The sequence below is a fragment of the Streptomyces sp. NPDC092296 genome (genome assembly GCF_044755465.1).
Taxonomy (GTDB): Bacteria; Actinomycetota; Actinomycetes; order Streptomycetales; family Streptomycetaceae; genus Peterkaempfera.
In genome coordinates, this window is sequence record NZ_JBIVRB010000016.1 from 16,996 (window position 1) to 37,477 (window position 20,482).

The window sequence follows — 20,482 nt, forward strand, 5'->3', positions numbered from 1 at the left end:
GCACCATGGGGGGTGCTAAGTGAGCAAGGCACGCTGGAGGTGAGCATGGGGCTGCGCCCGACACACCTTGGCTACGCTTACCAGGACCTGCTCACCGCGCTGCGGCTGGTGGACCTGGCGGTGGGACGTGCGAATTCCCTGCTGGTCGACACGAAGATGTTCACCGGGGACCGATTTGATGACATCACGTGCGAGTGGGGCACTGGCAGCCGCGAGCGGCTGCAGATCAAGCACACGGATCATGACCGCGCGTTGTCGCTGGAGAGTTTCACGAAGGACAAGCGAGGCCTACGCCTGGATCTGCTCTTCTCCTCCATGGACCACGACTTCACCTCGGATCCGGGTGCCTCGCATCGCCTCGTGGTGCGCGACATGGAGCCGGAGGATCCCGAGCTGACCCGGGTGCTGCGCCCGGTCCACGCGAGCACCGATCCCGGGCCTGCACTGCACGGCTTGAGCAGCAAACGGTTCCGTTTCGACGCCGCTGCGTTGCGTGCACACGCTCCGTGGAAGGAGATGCTCGCCCAGGCCAGTGATGACCTGCTCAACCGCGCTTGCGCCTCCCTGGTCGTCGACACGGATCTTCCGGCGTGTTCGCTCAACATCCGCGAGCCCGGGCCAGCCGAGGCGGCCTTGCTGCACCGCATCACCGAAGAACTCGGTGCCGGACGGCCGCCGAACCGGCACCGCACGCCCGAGGAGGTGGCGCTGGCCCTGATCGAGGCGGCCAAAGCGGCGCGCAGCCGGGCGGGGACCGTGATGGTCGAGGACCTGCTTCCTCGTCTGAGTCTGGAAGTCGACTTCGGAGCGGTCCGTGAGGGGCACCCCGTGGACCGTGCCACCGAGGTGAGACGTCCTACGGTGCTCACGGGCGTGGTCGCGGCTGTGAAGGATGCTGCGCAGCAGGGGGGTGTCGTGGTGGTCACCGGTGCTCCCGGCATCGGCAAGTCGTGGTTGTGTGAGCAGCTCGGGGATGCGCTGCGGGAGACCTGGCTGGCGGTGCGGCATCACTGCTGGCTCGGCGCTGCGGACATCGACCGTGAGCAGCGTGTGCTGACCGAGGTCGTGATCGGCAGCCTGCTGAAGCAGCTGGGGACGGCCGTTCCGGAGGCGCTGGCGCAGGTCAGGCCACGCTACGCGGCCACGCCGGAGACGCTCACGGCCGCGGTTACTGCCGCGCGCGGCCTGGCACCGGACCGGCCGATCGCGCTGATCGTGGACGGTATCGACCATGTCAGCCGGGTTCTTGGATCCACCACCGGCAGCGCCTTTCGTCCGCGGGTGGACCCGGCGGCCTCTCTGGTCGCGGACCTCTGCGCCCTGGAACTGCCGCCCGGTGTCGTGCTCGTCCTGGCCAGTCAGCCCGGCCCTCACCTCGAGGCCGTCGACCACGGTGCCTCCCGTCTCACCGTTGCCCCGCTCAACCGCGCCGAACTGCATGCTCTGGCGGACCGCCTGGGCGTGTTGACGGCCTTGGCGTCCTCCTCTGCCGGTGAGGGGCTCGATCCCGCTGCGCGGGCGGAGGCCGCGGTCGCACTGATCGAGGAGCGCTCTCGAGGCAACGCCCTGTACGCCACGTATTTGTGCCGGCAGGCCGTTGGTCCTGCCCCGGGCCTGGGAGCGGCGCTGGCGCCGGATGGTGCCGGCGATCCTCTGGAGAGGTTGCGGGCGGTGCCGTCGTCGGCGCATGACCTCGACGACTACTACGCTTATCTGCTGGCCGGTCTGACCCCCGGGCAGCGTTCTGCTGTCAGCATGCTCGCGGTCTGCGACTTCGCTGTGAGTGCGTCGGAGCTCGAGGAGATTTTCCCGCTGCCCGGACTGCAGCTTGGTGCCGCGCTGACCAGTGTGGCACCGATCGTCGCGCAGCAGCCGGGCATCGGCGGACTGAAGATCCATCATGAGAGCTTCAGCCGTTTCATCCGCCGGGTCGACGGCGACGACAGGTGGGTCGATCAGGTCCGGTCCCGGGCGGCCGATTGGTTGTCCCAGCGGGGCTTCTTCACCGATCCCCGCGCGTTCCGGCACATGCCCGAACTGCTGGCCGCTCTGGGGCGCGATGACGAACTCGCTCTGCTAATCGAACCCGATTTCCTCTCCCGCGCGATTGCCGGGCTGCAGCCTCCTCAGGCCATCGTCCACACTCTGACTGTTGCCGCGCGGCGTGCGGCGGTCCGCAACGACTGGCCCACACTGGTGCGCTGCGTCGAACTGAGCCGGGCGCGGGCGACGTATGAGGACGAAGGCCTGCCGGGTTCCCTGGTGCCGTGTGCGGATGTGCTGGTGGCGCTGGTGGGAGCCGACCGCGTGGCGGCAAGCCTGATGTACGAGGGTGTGACCACGATGGCGGCGCGGTGGGGCCTGCAGCTGTGTGCGGCGGTCGACCGGGCCGGCTGTGCCGCCCCGTGGGAGGCATACCTGACGGCCTGGGACAAGGCACGCAAGGATGAGCGTGTCCACTACGGATCCGAGAGCGATGAGTCGGTGTTCCTGGCGGAGTTGCGCGGACGGATCCGGTTGCCAGCCCGGGCTGCTGACGATGTCGAGCTCGAGCAGGTCCCGCGTACGCTCGCGCAGCGGGTGGCCCGGTTCCTCGACCAGGAGGCTCTGACGTCGCCTGAGGATGTGCTGGGTGTGCTGTCGGACTGTCTGGGTCCAGAGCCGTTGCTCGAGAGCGCGGAGCTCATCGAGCAGCCCGACCGGCGCGCGGCCGTTTTGCTGCACCTTGCGGACGCCCATGGCACGGCGGGTGGCGCGCTGCCGTCTGCCCGCGCGCTGGCCACCGCGGCCTGGGCCAGCGGGCCGTGCGACCCGCGGCGCCTGCTCCGCCATGGTGTGGCAGTGTCGGACCTTGCCGAGGAGCTCTTTTCCGGGGACATCGCCGCGGTTCTCGCGGAAGCAACACAGGATGTACTGACCGATCGTGCCAGTGGCCTGTCCGGCCCGGTGAACAGGTGGCTGACACTGCTGGCCGTGGCCCATGCAGCTGATCCGCAGGCGCCCGCCCGGCTGCTCCCCCTCCTGGACGGCGTTGGCTTCTACCGTGCCTGGCTGCGCTTCGCCCTTGCCACCGTCGGCCTGCACCGCGATGTCGAGGCGGGCGTCCTCACAGCCGAAACCGCGTCCGCGACCGTGCGTGTCGCGCTCGAACAACTTGCCAAGCATGCACACGCGTTCACGGGCAGCCCCCGGGCTTGCGATCTTGCGGACATCCACCGGCAGGTGCGGCAGGTGTTGCACGACGCCGTCGCCCTGCTGCGCGGCGATGATGTCGCTGTGGGCATCGCCTTCCTGCAAGCCGTCAGCGAGGGCACCACCACCTCTCTCATGGGCATGGCCGGGACCGGCCCGCTGATCACCACGGAGCTGGTGTCCCTGCTCGCCGGGAGCGTCGGTCAGGCAGGGGCCGACGTCGTGCACGAGCTCATGCGCACGTTGCGCGGAGCGCAAACCGAGCGCCGTGCTCTGTATGCGGAGGACGCCGACTTCGAGCTTGAGATGGCCCGCGTGAGTCTCGCCTGCGACGACCCGCACGAGGCGCAGCGGTGCTGGGAGCGTGCCGCCTGCTACATGGGGGCCTATGGCGGTCACAAGGACATCACCATCGAGGAGCTGCTTGATCCGCTGCCTCAGCTCATGCAGGCTGATCCCGTTCAGGCGCAGGTGCGTCTGGCGCGTGCGCAGCCTCTTGTCTATCTCGTCGCGGACTGCACCGACGGGCGGGGCACGGCGGGAACGCCGCAGGAGTGGTGGCGTTTCCTTGCGCGCCTGGATCCGCGGGGTGCCGCGCAGTTGGGCGCCCAGGTGCTGCTGGCCGAGTCCGGGCTGCCCGATGGCCGGGTGAGCGCGGCCCACCGGCAGCTGCTGGCCACGCAGGCTGACACGGCCGACCCCGTCGTCCTGGCCGCGCTCCGCATCGCCGCTGGACCCGATGGCCGCAGTATCCGGCAGGACGTTGCTCTACTCACAAGACTTGCTGACCTGCCCGGCGACGACGCGGCCCGCGCATCGCGTCTCCTGCCGGTGCTGGCCAATGCGATCACCTCCACCTACGACGACCAGACACTGATCGCCGCATCGCAGGCTGCCGGGGACAAGCCCACTTCTGCGCTGCGCACAGCAGCACAGCGTTGTGGCGGTGAGGGCGGCTCGCCCTGGGCGCCCCGCCCCGTGCCCAACAACACCTCACGTGACTGGTTCGGCCCCGAGAAGCACCCCACCACAGACGCGTATCTGCACGCCCAGCAGCGCCCGACGCTGCCAGAAGGTGCTGCTGGCGCGCTTGCTGCGGTCCGTGACCGCACCAGCAAGGCATACGATGCCCCCTCGGGCCCACGGTGGTCGAGGGATGCCCTGGCCAATGCGGTCGGGTGGCGGCTCTTGGAGGTCATCGACGGTCAGGGAGCAGACGCAGCCGCCCAGTTCCTGCACCGGATCGCCGACGAGATGAACGCCTCCAACCCTCTTGAGCTGCTGTCCGACCTCGCCTCGGGGCTCCGCTTGCGCCAGGACAGCGATCCTGGTGTCTTCGGCCCTCTCGCCGCCACGGCGGGCATGCTCGCCTACACCAAGATGCGAGGCGGCGGCGGATGGCGATCCTTCGGCGGCAATGACCGGCTGGATCTGTGGCAGCAGGCGCACTCCGCGGACCCGGCCACCGCAGCCCGCAACCTCGCAGACCAGGCGGCCCACGCCGTCGCCGAGGCGTCCTACAGCCGCACTATCGGTGTCAGCCTGGCCCTGGTCTCGGCGTTCGCTGTTCAGCCCCCGCTCGCTTCACCCCCGGCTGTCAGCGCATTCGCCTGCTGGGATGCGGCGTATGGCGTAATCGCCCACCGTCTGCCGGGCCGTGCCCGTCTCGGTCAGGGGGCCTACCACCCGGTGCCGGAGCAGGCGAACCAGCACGACATCGACACCGCACTGTGCGAACTTGCGTTGGCCACGATTGCCCTGCCCGAACGCGGCGACAAGCGCCGCGCCCTGATCGCAGCGACGATTCTGCTGGCCAGCCGTTCCGGCCAGGCGCAGGCAGCCCTCGCGCGCATCCTCTCCTTCGACCTCGGAGCTGGCCCCCTGACCTGGCTCCTGACCGTCCTACAAGGACACCTGCCCGACGGACCTCTGGATGCCGCCCTTCTCGAACAGCTCGTCACGCTGTGCGGCAGTGACAAGCTGTCCGTCCGTGCGGATGCCTCCGCCATCCTGGCTCGCGCCGGTCATCAGGCGCCCGCACCCGCGGCAACGGCAGCACATCCAACACTCGCACGCGCCATCGCCGCCGCCCTCTCCCCCTCCGAGGGCAGCGCATGAACAACCCTCGGGAGTTCGCGACCCACCTCGTCGACCACTTCCTGGGCGACCGCCTAAACGCCGCCGGCAGTCCGGCCGGGCTCCGCGAGACCGTCATCGATCTCGTGATCGATGCTCTTCCGGACGTCGAGACGCTCATGCGCATGCAGCTGGACCTTCTGACCAATGGACGCCGCAGCCAGCTTCCCGACGCCTATCTCGCCGACCAGGCCGCCGCCGAAGACGCCCTGCAACGCGCTGCCGCCGGCCTGCGTGCCGCGCTTGCCCAAGCGGGACATCTCGGCAACGCCCAGAATTTCGAACGCGGCGCGGCCGCGCGACTGCGCGATGACCCCCGCGCGGCCCTGCGTGCCGAATTCGCCCGCATTCCCCGCCCTCTGACTCGTCCCGAGGCCCTGGCGTGGTCGCTTGATCCAGCACCGTGGTTCAGTGAGAGCCATCAAGCGGACAAGCCCTGGCCGCCTTCCGGCTTCGCTTCGGTCGCGGGCCTGCGGTCCCTGCCGGGAAACGCCATGGCCTTTGCTCGCGTGGATGAAGGTCCGCACGAGGGCTGGGTGCAGATCGGCTTGCTCGAGCGGCAGCGCACTCCTGCACGCCGATACCCGGATCAGCCCGCCCGCCAACTGCAGATCGCCGTCGGCCTGGAGGCCCTCGACGACGACCCGCCGCCCGGCACACTACCCGCCTGCCGGGCCCCCTGGCAGCTGTGGACCAGCCCGTGGCGGCGCCTGGGACTCGGCCTTACAACCGAGTCAGCAGCCGAGCACATCAGTGCCGCAGACCAGGCCTTGACGGCCCTCACTGACGCTGGAACCGCTGGCCTGATCGATACGCCTCGCCCTCGCACCCTGAGCGGCCTCGGCCTGCCCGTCTACGTACTCGCACCCGCAGCCAGCGTCGTGGCCGCACTCGGCCTTGAACCCACAGAGGGAATCTGCGGGTTCAGCCTCAGCGACGCCACCGGTGAGGCACTGATCTGCCGCCAGTGGCACGGCCACCTCGTCCACGACGGAAACTACGAACCACTCCTGCCCGCGGTCGCGGGAGCTGATCTACTCATCCGGCCCGACCTGTTCGCCCGGCTGCACGACACGATCGGCGCCGCGCGCTGCCGAGCCGGCGTCAACGTCCACCACGAGTCAGCCGACGACACCCTCGACGACGAGGACTGAGGGCGCCCCAGCGACGACGCTCCCATCAACCCGCCTTCATGTGGCAGGCGTGCGCGGCGACCTACTCATCCGCGCCGGCGACGGGGCTGTGCCTGAGCGTAGATGGTGTGCTGGGTCAGGTGGGCGAGGACTGCGTGATTAGCCTCCCAGCCGTCGGCGACCTTGGAGGCGGCTCCGGGGTGTGCGGGGTCGTTGGAGGGGTGGGCGTCGAGGAGTTCGGCGATGCCGGCGCGGGCCACGACGATGCAGGCGTGGCGGTGTCGTGAGGTGAGGACGCACAGGCGGCCGGCTTCCAGGTGGAAGGCGGAGGCGTCGCCGCGGCCGGAGAGGGGGTGCAGGACGATGGTGACGCGGAATTCGCAGCCTTGGAGCCGGTTGGCGGTGTCGACGGTGACGCCGTGCAGTTGGGGGTAGTGGCGGGCCAGGAGCGCGCGGATGTCGTGGGCCTGGCTGCGGTGGGCGGTGCCGATGGCGATGTCACCGGGCTGCAGGGCGTGGCCTTCGGGGTTTGCCTCGCAGGTGGTGATGGCGCGTCGGGTCAGCAGTCGGTCGGCGATGCCGAGGGTGGTGTGGAAGGCTTCGGCGTCGTGCTGGCCGGTGATGCGGGCCGGTAGTTCGAACAGTGCCCATCCGGTTCGGGCGGCATGTTCGATGACCTCGTCGGTGGGGGTGCGGATGTCGAGAGGGGAGAACGTGAGGGTGCGGTCAGCTTCACTGCTTCCGGCGTGGAAGGTCGTGGAGGGGTAGAAGGCGTTGCTGATCGGGGGGACGGCTGAGGGCGGCAGGCGCCAGGACACGGGCAGGGAGTGGACGGGCAGGTCGCGGTTGTTGACGAGCAGGACGGCGACCGCGCTGTTCATGGGGTCGTGGGACAGGCCGTGGAAGCGGTCGGTTGTGACCTCGGAAAAGGGGTCGAGTTGGCCGGGGTCTCCGACGAAGAGGGCCCGTTCGAAGATGCCGGCGGTCCACAAAAGCGTGTCGGAGCGCATCTGGTAGGCCTCGTCGATGATCGCCCATGGCCATCGGCGGTCGGTGACCGTGGCCCATTTCATGGCGGTTCCCACGATGACGTCGGCCGTCTTTTCGAGGGCTTCGATGCGGGTGCCGATGCGGATGCGGGGATGTGCCTGCAGGTCGTGCGGGACTGTGTAATCCGTTGCGGTGAGCCGGGCGGTTCTCAGGTGCGGGTGGTGCCGGGCGAATCGCCGCACGAGGTGGTCGACCTGGCTGTTGGTCTGGGCGATGACGGGGCAGGGGGTGCTGGATTGCGCGAGGGTGTCGGCGGCTCGGGCGACCAGGGTGGATTTGCCGGCGCCGGGCGGGGAGTCCACGACGAGTCCGCGGTGGGTGAGCGTGGGCAGTTGCTCCAGGACGGCGCGGGCGGCCTGGTCCATCTGCTGCTGCGGCGACGGCCGGTGAGGCGGTGTCACTGTTCTTCCTCGCCCTCGCCCTCGCCCTCGTTGCTGTGGTCCGGCTGGTCGGCGGGAGGCCCGCCGTGGGTCCAGGGTGTCTGCTCTCGTGCGGGGAATTCGGGCATCCGGTAGGGGGCGGGTGCGATGGTGAAGACGAGGAAGGCGCCGGCGTCGGGAAGGACGGCGTGGTTGGGGCGGTCCATGGTGCCCATGCCGGCGGTGATCTCAAGTTCGACGAGAGTGTCGCCGTCGGCCGGGGTGACCTCGCAGATCTTGTAGCGGGCGCTGCGGTAGGTGCGGCAGGCCAGGAGCTGACCGGGTTCCATCGGCACGGGGTCCGGGGTGGACACGGTGAGCCGGGGCCGCCATTGGGTACGTCCACTGGGGCCGCGCAGGGTGTGTTCCGCGTCGATGGTGGTGACGGTGCCGCCGAAGGCTTTGCCGGTGGTGCGCAGTTCTGCCCGTACGAAGGGGTCGTCGGCGGTGCGTTCGGCGGCGAAGGCGACGGCTGCGTGTTCCATGCGGGCCAGGCGGACGGCGGCGGCAATGGCATTGTCGCGGGCCGGACGGGGGCGTCCGTCCTGGGTCAGGTAGGTGCATTCGTCGGTGAATACGGTGCGTTCGTGGTCCCAGCGGCGTGCAGTGCTCTTGGCTTCGGGGAGGGCCTGCAGGAGCGTGTATGCCTGCCACATCAAATCCCAGGTGGGCTGCAGGTAGGTGGCCAGCAGACGGTCGAGTTCTTGCAGGGTGCGGGTCTGCTCGTGGTCCAGGGCCCGGCGCCGGGCGCGGGCATAGGCGTCGAACAGGGGCGCCAGGTGGTCGTTGTCGAAGGGGGCGTCGGTGGCTGGTCCCGCCGGGCGGTGGGTGGCCGGGTCTTCTGCCTCCAGTGCGGCGTCGCGTCCCGAGGCTGCGTGGCGGGGCGGGTCGATCCAGGCCAGCAGGGTGGCCAGGTCCTCGTCCTCGAGGGGGCTTTGGCCGCTGATCCAGTGCATGCCGAGGAAACTGGTCATGGGGATGAGGGCGGCTGAGCCGGGGAGGTCGGCGCGGTCGGTGAGATAGGTGAGCCAGTGTCCCAGGCACTGGACGGCCCGGGAGCCGGGAGCCTGGTCGTCGACGCTGCGGAACCTCAGGTCGTCTCCGAGGTCTTTCAGGTGCTGCACGGTCTGGGGGTTGGGGACGAGGATCTGGGGGGCGTCGGTGTAGCGCCAGCGTGCCGGCTTGTTGTTGGTGGCGGGCAGGTGTTCGCGGTGCCGCTGGCAGGCGTTGATGTAGGCGGTGACCGTGTCTGCCAGGGCGGCGAGCATGGGGGCGGTGCTGCCCGAGGGCGGCGCGACCAGGAGCTGGGGGCGGTGCGGGTCGGTGCCCAGCATGACGGCCAGCGGTCGTGCGGCGGGGCCGGTTTGCTTCAGCGCCAGCAGCATCAGCGGCTGGTCGCTGAGGTGGAGGTGGCGCAGTTGGCTGGCGCGTTGGGCGTTGCCGGTGTGGGCGGCGTGCATCCGCAGGAGGGAGGTGAGCTGGATCATGCGGTGTCCGTGTGGAGGTCTGCGTGGATGCGCTGTGCGTGGCGCAGGGCCTGGGTGATGTCTTGCTGGTCCCGTGAGGGGTGCATGCGTCCGTCAGTGAGGTCCAGAGCTGTGGCGATGGTGTCGATTCCCGCGAGGTCGTCGCGGACTGCGGTGCCCAGGGCAGCGGTCCTGCCCTGGTTGAGGGCCTCGGTGCGGCAGTGAAAGGCCAGGTCGCAGTGGTGGCGGCAGCCAGGGGTGTAGTGCGGCCGCATGGTGGCGAGTGCGGCAACGAGTTCACCGCGGGGCCGGGTCGGTCTCTGGTCGGGGCCGGGCGCCAGGTCGAAGGTGGTTCCCGGGGGAAGGTTGTCCAGCAGTTCGGGCAGGCGCCTCAGCCTGCCGAGGTGGCGGCTCAGGTTCTTGATCTGCTTGTGCGCGCTGAAGGGCGTGGCGGTGGGGTGGTGGGTGAAGTTGCGCGGGTTGACCAGGATCACGGTGTCGGAGACGCGGTCTGGCGGGAGGCCGTCGCCGGCGAGGAGTTCCCGCAGAGCCAGGACGTAGGCGGCGGCCTGGGTCAGTGCTGCGGTGGCCTTGACGGGGTCGGGCTGTCCGTGGATGACGGGGAAGGATTTGATCTCGACGACGTGGAGGACTCCGTCGAGCTGGAAGGCGATGACGTCGGGCTCGAGGTAGACCTGGTGGCCGGCGACGGTCAGACGCAGTACGGGGTGGTCGAGCAGGGTGCGGGGCTTCGACCTGCGGTGTGCTGCGCTGAGGATGAGGGAGCGGGTGCGGGCGTGGCGTAGTTGCGGGGAAGACTTGTCGTCATCGCTGCCGACGCTGTTGACGTCCTCGTAGGACACCTCGGGCAGGGTCAGGCCCAGGGCTTTGCGGAGCAGCGGCACCAGGGGGGCTCCGGCCTGGGCGGTGACCTTGCGTTCGAAGGCGATGCCGTAGTCGAGCGCGAGCTGGGATTTTCTCAGCGGCCGCGGGAGGTCCAGATGGGCGGCGAGGGCGTCTTTGTCGATGCCGGCCGCGTCCAGCAGGGAGCGGCGGTCGCAGGTCGGGTTGGCGGTCAGCGCCGCCAGGGTGCGTGCGTTGTGCGGGATGGGCGGGGCGGTTCCGCGCAATGCGCCCAGTCGTGCGTCGAGCGAGCTCACTGTTTTCCTTGGCGGGACGGGGCACAGCCGTGCTGGTTGCAGGGGTGGGTTTACGAAGTACGGCGCAGGCGGGCGGTGTTGCGCAGGATATTGCCGAAGATCTGCTCCGCGTCGCCGAGTTGCTGGCGTGCCCGCTGGGCCGCTTCGGCGCGGGTGTCGGCGTCGTCGTCGGCGTGGATCGCCAGTTCCGCTGCGGCGGCCCGGCGCAGCGCGTCCAGGTCGAGCGGGCCCCGGGGGGAGTCGCCGTGGATGTTGCGGCTGTAGTGCAGCAGGAGCTGTTGGACGGGCTGCGGCATCCCGGCCTCGCCGGCGAGGTGTTCGGCGGCGTCCGCGAGCCGCAGGGCCGATGTGAGGAAGTGGACGCGCTGGGTGAGCGGTCCCACCAGGCGCTGCTCCAGTGGCCAGGTACTCAGGGCGAGCAGCGCGCGGGCCGGTGAGAGCAGGTCGGAGGTCAGCGCGGGGCAGATGTAGTAGGCGCGGCCGTAGGGGGCGGAGCGGAAGGAGCGTTCCTCGTCGCGGCGCAGGGTGGTCATGCGTGCCGTGTTCAGCGGGCTGGAGAAGAACGCCTGGTGGACCTGGCTGAGCAGTTTGGGCGAGGCGGGGACGGTGAGGAGGGCCAGCGCCTGGTGGACCTGGTCGCGTACGGGCACGCCCTGGTTCGGCTCGACGACTGCCAGCGCGGGCTCGGGCCGGGTCTCTGGCTGGACCTCCGGCTGGGCCACCTCCGGGACATCGCTGAGCCCGCACAGAACATCCCAGGCGTGCCGGGTGCGTGTCAGCTCCTCACCCAGGACGTTCACTTGGGCGTTGTCCTGTTGTGTGAGCGCCTGCCGGAGCGCCTCTTGCAGCTGTTGCATGCGCTTCTCGAGTGCGACCAGATGCTCGTCCATGCCCGCATGCTAGCAGTCACTCGGGGCTTCCAGTTTTACTCCAGGTATTTGCGAAGAGCAGCATGTGAGGGGCCCGGTCGCGCAGGGGTGCGTCCCGGTGGGGTTCGATGACCGTCGGCGCGGACTCCGGCCGGACCGCGTCCGGGGCGCCACTGAGCCCGCACAGAACATCCCAGGCATGTTGAGCGCGTGTCAATTCCGCACCCAAAAGGCGTACTTGGCAAGTATCGTGTTGCGTGAGCGCCTGCCGGACCGCCTCCTGCAGTTGCTGCATGCGCTCCTCGAGAGCGATCAGATGCTCGTCCATGCCCGCATGCTAGCAGTCACTCGGGACGCCCAGTTTTACTCCAGGTATTTTGGTGTACAGTCCCGGGCTCATAAGGCACCACCGGTGCCCTCCTACGCCTCGCTTCCAGAAGGGCGCATGAAGGCATGAGCAGACTGCTCCACACCTCCGACTGGCATCTGGGCCACATCCTGCACGGGCATCCACGCGACGAGGACTTCGACGCCGTCCTTGCCGAGGTCGTGGCCATCGCCCGGGAGAGCCAGCCGGACCTGATCGTCCACAGCGGCGATCTGTTCCACTCCTCCCGTCCCACCGTCCGGGACATGTTCCGCGCCATGCGCGCCCTGCGCGAACTCGCCGCCATCGCCCCCACCGTGGTCGTGGCCGGCAACCACGACTCCCCCCGCTACCTGGAGTTCCTCCACTTCGTGACCGGTCCCTCCTGCGGCCGGGGCCTGTTCTTCATCGACCGGCTCCGCCCGGCACACGACGGGGGCGTGATGACCTTCGAGGCCTGCGGCGGTGAGCAGCGCATCCGGCTGGCTGTCCTGCCCTTCGTGCACCCGAACCGGTTCTGGCGGCGCGATTCCACCTCCGGCACGTCGTATGCCGACTACGCCGAGGCGATGCGCGGCCTGCAGGGGGAACTGACGGAGGCCTTGCACGAGGGGTACGACCCCGACCGGGACATTCTGCTGTTCACGGCCCACGTGTTCGTCAAAGGCGCCAGGACCTCCCCGAGCGAACGGGCCGTGGACGAGGCCTTCGAGACCCCTCCCGAAGATCTTCCGGTGGTGTCGTACGCCGCTCTCGGACACATCCACCGCCCGCAGGCCATCGAGGGCCTGAAGTTCGCCGCCCGCTACGCGGGCAGCCCGCTGGCCATGGACTTCGGTGAAGCCGACGAGACCAAGAGCGTCGTGATCGTCGACGCCGACCCGGGGCGGCCGGTGCGGGTGCTGCCGCGCCGGCTCTCCAGCGGCCGGCGGCTGACCCACTTCACCGGAACCCTCGAGGAACTGAAGGCCGCGGCCGACCAGTACGACGGGACCTTCCTCAAACCGGTGATCACCGGCGAGGAGCCCGACGGGCTCCTCAGCCAGAAGATCGAAGAGATCGTCCCGAACGCGATCCTCATCAACCCGGCCCCGGCCCGGGAAGATGCCGCCGGCGCCGTCCTGGACGGTGACCTGGGTGATGAGCCGGAACTCCCCGACGCGTTCCGGGCCTACCTGGCCCGTGAGGGAGTGGACGCAGATGCCGCGGAGTCGACCGTCACCGCCTTCCTCCACCTGCTCAACGAACTCGACGACGAGACGCTGACCCCGGTCCCGGCCGAGGAACAGCTGCGCGCCGCGCTGGAAAATCCCTGGAAGGAGGCGTCGTGAAGCCCTTGCGGCTCACCCTCACGGGCGTGCGCAGCTACGCCGGCACCTGCAGCATCGACTTCACCGGCAAGCGCCTGCTCGCCATCCTGGGCAACACCGGCGTGGGCAAGTCCACCATCCTCGAGGCGATCATCTTCGCCCTGTACGGGACGTGTTCGTGGTCCAAGGACCCCAAGGCCGCCTACGAGCTGATCGGCAAGGGATGCCCCAGCATGGACGTGGCGTTCGAGTTCTCGGCGAACGGCCGCGAGTGGAGTGTGCGCCGCACCCTGCATGCGGAAGGCAAGAAGGGGCCGCAGGCCGTGCTCGAGCCCCTGGCCGACGACAGCGCCGACTTGCGGGTCGACGGCAAGTCCGCGGTGACGCAGGCGGTGACCCGGATCATCGGGCTGGACTGGGACGGCTTTGTCAGCACGGTCCTGCTGCGCCAGGGGAAGTTCGACGCCCTCCTCAAGGCCCCCAGGGCCATGCGTGCCGACATCCTGCGGCACATCTTCGGCATCAACGAGCTCGAGCGTGTACGCAAACGGGCCGGCGTGCGACTGGAGCGCCTGAATACGCAGATCACCGAGGGAACCAGGGCCCGCGCGCTTCTCCTGCCGGATCCTCATGCTGCCGCTTCCCAGGCGCTGCTGGATCTGGAACGCACCCGGGGTATCGCGGCCCGCCGGCGCGAGCGACTGGATGCGCTGCGCGCGGCCCAGAGCCGGGCCGTCGAGCACAAGCACCGCAAGACGGGCTTGGACAAAGCGGCGCGGCTGCTGCGTGAGCGCGCTGTTGCGGATTCGAGCATCACAATGGCCGCGCTGGCGCGGAAGAAGAGGGAACTCGATGCCGAGGCAGCAGAGCAGGAGACCACCGGACGCGACTTGGCCGCGAAGCTGGAGGCGGCGCAGGGCGCGCTGGATACGGCCGCACAGGCCGGTGACACGCTCCGCTCCCTGTCCAGCGCGTTCGCTGTCCTGTCCCGCCTGCCGGAGCGTGCAGCCAGCCTGGACGCCGTCGAACAGCGGCTGAAGCAGGAGCAGCTTCAGCACGACGAGCACGAACAGGAGCACACGCAGGCACGACAGGAACTGGAAGAGCACGAGCAGCGCAACGCGGCCCTCGTCGAGGCCGCCGGCCGGGCCGAGCGCATGGTGAGCGAGGCGCGCACGCACACCGACCAGGTCCAGGAGGCCGTCCGGGCAGCGCTGCAGGAGGCCAACGCCGCGGCCGGGCATCTGCAGACACAGCGCACGACGCTCGAGACGGTGGAGGAACAGCGCGGCCACAGCGCCGGCCTGGAGAGCGAGCTGAAGAAGCTGCGCGGCGCTCTGGAAGCGGCCCAGGACGACCTCGCAGCGCTGCAGCGCAGGGAGGCGGCCCACGCGGCGGGTGCCGGTCTGGCGCCCGGGGACGCCTGCACGGTGTGCACCCAGCCCGTCCCCAGCGACTTCGCTCCCCCGCCGCTGTTGGACGGCAAGGCACTTACTCAGGCCAAACGCAAGGTCACCACACGCTCGAACGCCGTCGAAGCGGCGGTGGAGGCCAAGGCTGAAGCGGCCGCCCAGCTGAAGGGAACCGAGCGGAAGGTCGAAAAGCACCGCCGCGGACACCTGGCCGCCCGCGAGCGCATGGACGCGGCGCTGCTCCAGGTGCAGGAGCTGGTGGATGCGGTACACCCGGCCGGTGCTCCCGCCACGGCCACCGCCCTGGACGCGCTGGGCCGGCAGACGACGGCTCAGGCGCATGCCCTCGCCGAGGGCGAACCAGTAGGCCGGGCGCAGATCACCCGTGCGGTCAAAGCACTTACCCAGCCGCTGCGCGACGCAGAGGGTGAGGCCCTCGCGGCCCACACAAGCGCCCAGGCGCAGTTGGGGGCGGCGCAGGCCGAGAACGAGGCGGCCCGGGCCGAGCTCAAGCGTCAGCGCGGCCGCCTGCAGCGTGAACGCAAACGGCTGGACAAGACCCGGCTGCAGTACGAGACCGAGCTGGCGAGTGTGCTGACGGAGGTCAGCGAACTGCCGCCCTCCATCCGCCCCGCCCAGCCCTCCCCATCACAACTGCCCTCCCTGCAGGACATCGCCTCCGCTAAGGAGGCGGCCGGCCAGCGCCTTGAACGGCTCGAGCAAAGGACACTGGAGCGTGACGACGCCCAGAAGGCCCTCACGCTGCACAGCGAAAACCTGCAGGCCCTGGACGCACGCCGCCGGCGCACCGTCGAGACCCCCACACGCAAGCTCATCAAACAGCTGGAGCGCTGGGCGGACACGGCCACCGATGCCACAGGTCTTCTCGAGGCCGAGGCGTCCCCCGACCTGCCTCCCGTTCCGGACGCAGGCGACCTGGCCGCCGTCGACACCTACTGCATGGCCCTCGCCTCGCTGCATCAGCGTCTGACCGGCACTCTCGGGCAGGCCGCTCAGCACGCCGACGACGAGGTCCGCGCATTCGAGAAGGAGCTGACCCGCCAAGCCGGCGCCACCGCCGACGAGACGGACCCGGACCCCGGCTTCCCGGTGCCCGAGAAGAGCGACCTGCTCGCCCCCGCCGTCCTCGACCCGCTCAGCCGCAAGACCATCCAAGCCGAAGGCGCGCACGAGACGGCCAAGGCCGATCTGCGCACCGCACAGTCCCAAATCCCCTACGCCGACGCGCTGGGCACCGCCCTCGAAGCCGCCAGCCGGCAGGCCGCGGTGTGGAAGAGCGTGAGCGACCAGCTCACCGACGGGAAGTTCCTCACCTATCTCACCGATCAGCGCACCCATGCGCTGCTCAGGCACGGCAGCAGGATCCTCCGGCAGATCTCCATGGGTGACTACGCATTCACCGATGACTTCCAGATCCTTGAACGCGCCACCAATCACGCGCGCGACCCGGAGACCCTCTCCGGCGGAGAGACCTTCCAGAGCTCCCTCGCGCTGGCGCTGGCGCTCGTCGAACTCCACAACACCAGCCACAACAAGCTGGAAAGCCTGTTCCTGGACGAAGGTTTCGGCTCTCTGGACAACATCCGCCTGGGCGACACCCTCGCCGTCCTGAGCGACAGCGTGGCCCAGGACAAGAGGGTCATCCTCATCAGCCACCTGTTCCCGGTGGCCGAGGTCGTCGACCACGTCCTACTCATCAACAAAACCGGCCAGGGCTCCACGGCCGCCTGGCTCACACCGCAACAACGCACCGCAGCCATCCACGACGGGATCCAGCGCCTGCTGGAAAACACCTGAGCAGTACCAAACCGGCCACCACAGTCGCCGAGGAGCCCATCTCCCAGTCCCCGAACAGCCTCTTCGGGCGCCGGTGGCTCCGCGTTGCGGTGACCGGCAGGCCCGGTACTTCCTTCCCGGCGCATCACAGGGCGCCCCTGCATGCCTGCGGCCGGCGCTGACAAGAACTGGCTCAGCGCCGACCGCAGCCGTCCACCCGACGGCGCCGCAGCAGGGCGGCCGGGCCGGGTCCTCCCCGGTATCCCGGCGCACGAGTGCTCCTCGGGCAGCCGGGCTGTGAGGAACACGCACCCCTTCCTGGCGAAGGTGCTGATGCTCGCACCCGGCGCTGGCTGACGGCTGGGCCGTGCCCGCCTCCCCTGGCATGACGCCGCCTCACAGCCCTGGCGACGGCCCAGGGGCCGCCCGCACCGTCCTGCCCGGACACCGCCAACGCCCTGCGGAAGCGCGGCACTTGTGGCCTTCCGCGCTTCGTATCCATTTAAGGAGCAGACCGCATGAATGACTCTTCTGCCGGCACGCAGGGTGCCGGCAAAGCGGTGTTCACCGCCCGCTCGGGGCGGCTGGCCGCGCTGCCGCGGTTGCTGTCGCTGGACCAGAGCGGCGAGCTGACCAGCGCACACGTGAAGCTGGTCGCCACGGCCGTGGGCCGCTCGGAGCGGGCGGTGTGGCGGTGGGTCGCCACCGCGCGCGCCACCGGCCACGTCGACGCGGCATCCCGGACACGGTTCAGCGTCACCCCCGAGATCCGGCGGCTGCTGGTGCTGTGGGGAGGCAACGCCTCCGCCGTCCACCGCGAGCTCAAGCAGCGGGCCCTGAACGATCCCCGCATGCCTGCGGCCCCGTCACTGTCGACGATCCACCGGGCGCTGCGCCGGGACCTGACGCCCGGGGAGCGGGCCGGGCTCGCCAAGGGGGAGGCCGCCCGGCGGGCCTTCGACGTGTTCGCACAGCGTCCTCCCGCGCACCGCAACGCCGCCTGGGAGGGCGACCACAAGTGTGTGCCCGTGCGGGTGCTGCTCGAGGACCAGCTCGTGCAGCCCTGGGTGACCTGGTTCATCGACTGCCACACCAAAGTCATCACGGGGGTGGCTGTGACGCCCCATGCACCCAGCGCGGATGCGGTGCTGGCGGCCCTGCGGATGGCCCTGGACCGTACCGAGCCCTTCGGCCCGGCCGGCGGCCTGCCAGGCCTGATCCGGGTGGACCGCGGCAAAGAGTTCCTGTGTGCCACCGTAGCCTCGGCCCTGGGCGCCTTCGCCGTGCCCGTCGTCGATCTTCCCGCCTACAGCCCGCACCTGAAGGGCACCATCGAAGCGCTCAACGGCGCGGTCGAGGACATGCTGTTCGTCTCCATGCCGCGCTACGTGCACCGGCAGACGCTCACCGGCGGGCGTACCGCGGATCCGGACGAGCCCGCGCTCTCCTTCGAGGCGTTCGTGGAACTGCTGCTGAAGTGGGTGCACTGGTGGAACACCGAGCACCAGCCCAGGGCGCTGGGCGGCCGTACCCCGATGCAGGCGTGGTCGTGCGATCCCACTCCCCTGCACGACGTTCCCGCCGAACAGCTGGCCCATTTCGGGCTCGAGGACGACGGCCGCACCCGCACCATCACCACGCAGGGCGTGCGGTGGCGCAACCGCCACTACATCGCCCCCTGGATGGTCGGCCAGGCCGGTGTCCGTGTCGCGGTGCGCCACCTGCCCCACCACGACCTGACCATCGAGGTCTTCGGCCTGGACGGCGTACACCTGGGCAGCGCCGTTCTGGCCGAGGCGGCCAGCGAGGAGCAGGTCCGTAAGGTCCGCAGCGCCCGCACCGCGAAGGCGCGGCGGCTTCGCGCGGACATGAAGGCCGCGGCACGGCTGCGCCGCGAGCGCTTCGAGGCCGTCACCACCGCCGCCCCGCCCGAGCGTCTGGGTGCGCTGACCGAGGCGGAGGCCGAGGCAGAACTTGCCGACTCGGCTGCCACGGACCTGCGGCGGGCCGATCCCGGCTACATCCCGCACCAGCCCGTCCCGGACGGCTGGGCCCGCCCGATCCCACCGGCCGCGGACGAGCCGGAGGACGACACCCCTGAGGAGAACGCGTGAGCGGTGACATGGACTACGGCAGGCTGCCCGCAGAGGACGAGGACCACTTCCACCGCCTCGATGCGCACCTGGTGGCCACCAACGCGCTCATGACGACCCTGGACGACGTCCAGGCGACGATCGATGCCAAGGCCATGATGGTCGCCTACGGAGCGGCCGGATACGGCAAGACGATGTCGGTGAACTCGGCGCTGCGCAAGATCGCCCCCGACAACACCTACCGCCTGGAGCTGCGCTCGGGGCCGACCCCCCGCGACATCCGCCACGGACTGTTTCACGCCCTGGGGCTGCCCGGGGAACCGCCGACCCGGCCGATCGAATTCGACACGCTCCTGAAGGAGACGCTGTCGCAGACGTTCCGGGTGCTGGTGTGCGACGAGGCCCAGTGGATGGGCCGCAGTTCGTTCGAGTACTGGCGCCACCTGTGGGACGACCGCAACACCGACATCGCGGTGATCTTCGCCGGCGGCGATGGCTGCTACAAGGTCCTCAAGCGTGAACCGATGCTGGCGTCACGGATCTTCATCTGGCAGAAGTTCACGCGCATGCCCGAGGCCGAAGTCGTCGGCACACTGCCGGCGTTCCACCCCCTGTGGACCGGGGTGGACCCGCAGATGATCCGCAACATCGACCGGGCCGCGGCCCACGGCAATTTCCGCAACTGGGCCACCATCACCAAGCACATGCTCAACGGCATGAAAAAGAAGGGGCTGACCGAGGTCAAGCAGGACCTCGTCAACTGGGTGTACAGCAAGCTCGGCGGCATGTAGCAACGCCCACGCAGGCGCGGCGGCCCGGCAAGCCCGGGCCGCCGCCGGCAACCGTGCGCCGTACGGACCGGCCTGGCGCCTGGCCGGTCCGGGGCGGTGTGGCAACGCGCGGCCGGGAGAGGGTTGTGGCAGTGGCGTACAGCGACGTGACGATCGTGGTGGACGAGCGGGACGACCTGTTCTACACGCGGGCGGCGCTGCAGGCCCACCGTCCCGGGGAAGGCCGCATCACCGTGCAGCCGACGCCGGCCAGCGCAAGTCCGGCCGCGCTGGCGCACGACATGCTGTATGCGCTGGGCAAGCGGCTGGCCCCCGGGCCCGACTCCCCCGATGTGTGGCTGGACTCGGTGAACGCGGCCTGGCTCGCCGCGGCTGCCTGGGGCGTCGCAATGGGGGTGCGGCACGTTGTGGTCCCCCGGGCCCATCTGCTGACCATTCGGCGCATCGACCAACTGCTCGCCTGGCGCGAGTCGACGGGGGCTCAGCTGACGCTGCTGTGGCAGAAGGCCCCGCGCGGACTGCCGCCGGCGCTGGCCCGCGTGGAGCGCCGCATCAGCGGCCGGACCCAGTTCAAGGCGCTCCTCGCCGAGCCGGGACCGATACCCGCGCGCCCCTCCTTCCCTCCCGCTCCCCCGGCGATCATGGGAGCGGCGGCGACGGCTACGGGGCAGTCACCCACCCCGCAGCCGCGCGGGACCAGGGCCGCGTCGACGAGGCCGGGGCGGCGGGCTCACCCTTGCGCCGGTGCGTTGGCCACGGCGCAGCTGGACCAGGCCGCCCCTGCCCTCGAGATCGCGTCCGAGGAGACCACCGCTCTGGCCGCTCTCGCGCACCCGCTCATCGCCGGAGCTCTAAGCGTACTGGCCTTCACACGGGCCGGTCTGGGCAGCCTGCGCTTCACCCGCGACCTCGACATCTCCGGCGACGTCTGCGTCATCAAGCTCCACGGGGTCGGCCATCGGCACTGCCCTTTGCATGCCGTGCCTGCCTGGGCACGCCCGCTGCTGGCCGGGGCCCGCGCCCACCACCGTCTGATGGCCTGCTCGCCCAGGGAGAGCGTGTTCTCCCCTGTCATGCTGGCCGAAGCCCGGCATCTGCGCGCGCACGCCGGACGTCTGCCTCAGCTCGACTTGTCCCTGCTCGCTGGCATCCTCGTCCCTTGAGCCGTGCGCAGCGAGGCACTCGCCCTGCGCCAAAGACGCGGCAGGGTGTTGATGCCGTGTTCGCAGCAGGCCACCGGCTGGAGCCGGGCACGCCCGGCCCGAACCGACCTGCTGGCCGCTGCCC

Annotated in this window: 12 protein-coding genes; 7 read left to right on the forward strand and 5 right to left on the reverse strand. The window is 70.0% G+C overall.

Annotated features, from left to right (window positions below):
• Nucleotides 1–45 precede the first annotated feature (45 nt).
• Together ACIQGZ_RS25265 and ACIQGZ_RS25270 are read left to right on the forward strand one after the other, a co-directional pair.
• Nucleotides 46–5,310, forward strand: coding sequence for an AAA family ATPase (locus tag ACIQGZ_RS25265; RefSeq protein WP_402606030.1), 5,265 nt, complete (start codon nt 46–48; stop codon nt 5,308–5,310).
• Nucleotides 5,307–6,482 (forward strand): hypothetical protein, encoded by a 1,176-nt coding sequence (locus ACIQGZ_RS25270; protein WP_402605806.1) that lies wholly within the window; start codon nt 5,307–5,309, stop codon nt 6,480–6,482. The genes ACIQGZ_RS25265 and ACIQGZ_RS25270 overlap by 4 nt, the downstream gene beginning before the upstream one ends.
• Nucleotides 6,483–6,547: 65 nt before the next feature.
• Here the strand turns inward: ACIQGZ_RS25270 and ACIQGZ_RS25275 are convergent, their stop codons facing one another.
• The 5 genes from ACIQGZ_RS25275 to ACIQGZ_RS25295 are packed head-to-tail and all read right to left on the reverse strand — an operon-like array spanning nt 6,548 to nt 11,753.
• The gene (locus tag ACIQGZ_RS25275) at nt 6,548–7,876 is read right to left on the reverse strand and encodes an AAA domain-containing protein (RefSeq protein WP_402605808.1); all 1,329 of its coding nucleotides are present in this window, start codon (nt 7,874–7,876) and stop codon (nt 6,548–6,550) included.
• Between the two features lie 32 nt (nt 7,877–7,908).
• Nucleotides 7,909–9,417 (reverse strand): hypothetical protein, encoded by a 1,509-nt coding sequence (locus ACIQGZ_RS25280; protein ID WP_402605810.1) that lies wholly within the window; start codon nt 9,415–9,417, stop codon nt 7,909–7,911.
• The gene (locus tag ACIQGZ_RS25285) at nt 9,414–10,556 is read right to left on the reverse strand and encodes a hypothetical protein (protein WP_402605812.1); all 1,143 of its coding nucleotides are present in this window, start codon (nt 10,554–10,556) and stop codon (nt 9,414–9,416) included. Before ACIQGZ_RS25285 ends, ACIQGZ_RS25280 begins: the two co-directional genes overlap by 4 nt.
• Nucleotides 10,557–10,606: 50 nt before the next feature.
• Nucleotides 10,607–11,446, reverse strand: a complete 840-nt coding sequence (locus tag ACIQGZ_RS25290) for a hypothetical protein (RefSeq protein ID WP_402605814.1) — start codon at nt 11,444–11,446, stop codon at nt 10,607–10,609.
• 16 nt (nt 11,447–11,462) lie between these two features.
• A complete protein-coding gene (locus ACIQGZ_RS25295) occupies nt 11,463–11,753 on the reverse strand; it encodes a hypothetical protein (protein ID WP_402605816.1) in 291 nt (96 codons plus the stop codon).
• 125 nt (nt 11,754–11,878) lie between these two features.
• Here ACIQGZ_RS25295 and ACIQGZ_RS25300 point away from each other — a divergent pair, with 125 nt between their 5' ends.
• The 5 genes from ACIQGZ_RS25300 (at nt 11,879) to ACIQGZ_RS25320 (ending at nt 20,358) form a co-directional block, all read left to right on the forward strand.
• On the forward strand, nt 11,879–13,123 hold the full coding sequence (locus ACIQGZ_RS25300) for an exonuclease SbcCD subunit D (RefSeq protein WP_402605818.1): 1,245 nt from the start codon (nt 11,879–11,881) through the stop codon (nt 13,121–13,123).
• Complete coding sequence (locus tag ACIQGZ_RS25305) at nt 13,120–16,332, forward strand: AAA family ATPase (RefSeq protein ID WP_402605821.1); 3,213 nt, start codon at nt 13,120–13,122, stop codon at nt 16,330–16,332. The genes ACIQGZ_RS25300 and ACIQGZ_RS25305 overlap by 4 nt, the downstream gene beginning before the upstream one ends.
• A gap of 497 nt (nt 16,333–16,829) precedes the next feature.
• Nucleotides 16,830–18,425 (forward strand): Mu transposase C-terminal domain-containing protein, encoded by a 1,596-nt coding sequence (locus ACIQGZ_RS25310; RefSeq protein WP_402605823.1) that lies wholly within the window; start codon nt 16,830–16,832, stop codon nt 18,423–18,425.
• Complete coding sequence (locus ACIQGZ_RS25315; RefSeq protein ID WP_402605825.1) at nt 18,422–19,195, forward strand: AAA family ATPase; 774 nt, start codon at nt 18,422–18,424, stop codon at nt 19,193–19,195. Before ACIQGZ_RS25310 ends, ACIQGZ_RS25315 begins: the two co-directional genes overlap by 4 nt.
• A 131-nt stretch (nt 19,196–19,326) precedes the next feature.
• On the forward strand, nt 19,327–20,358 hold the full coding sequence (locus tag ACIQGZ_RS25320; RefSeq protein ID WP_402605827.1) for a hypothetical protein: 1,032 nt from the start codon (nt 19,327–19,329) through the stop codon (nt 20,356–20,358).
• Nucleotides 20,359–20,482: the final 124 nt, after the last annotated feature.

What these genes read in the sequence shown, in the direction of transcription:
- ACIQGZ_RS25310 (WP_402605823.1), top strand. Translation starts at nt 16,830, where the DNA reads ATGAATGACTCTTCTGCCGGCACGCAGGGTGCCGGCAAAGCGGTGTTC.
- ACIQGZ_RS25270 (WP_402605806.1), top strand. Translation starts at nt 5,307, where the DNA reads ATGAACAACCCTCGGGAGTTCGCGACCCACCTCGTCGACCACTTCCTG.
- ACIQGZ_RS25300 (WP_402605818.1), top strand. Translation starts at nt 11,879, where the DNA reads ATGAGCAGACTGCTCCACACCTCCGACTGGCATCTGGGCCACATCCTG.
- ACIQGZ_RS25295 (WP_402605816.1), bottom strand. Translation starts at nt 11,753, where the DNA reads ATGGACGAGCATCTGATCGCTCTCGAGGAGCGCATGCAGCAACTGCAG.
- ACIQGZ_RS25275 (WP_402605808.1), bottom strand. Translation starts at nt 7,876, where the DNA reads ATGGACCAGGCCGCCCGCGCCGTCCTGGAGCAACTGCCCACGCTCACC.
- ACIQGZ_RS25290 (WP_402605814.1), bottom strand. Translation starts at nt 11,446, where the DNA reads ATGGACGAGCATCTGGTCGCACTCGAGAAGCGCATGCAACAGCTGCAA.
- ACIQGZ_RS25265 (WP_402606030.1), top strand. Translation starts at nt 46, where the DNA reads ATGGGGCTGCGCCCGACACACCTTGGCTACGCTTACCAGGACCTGCTC.
- ACIQGZ_RS25280 (WP_402605810.1), bottom strand. Translation starts at nt 9,417, where the DNA reads ATGATCCAGCTCACCTCCCTCCTGCGGATGCACGCCGCCCACACCGGC.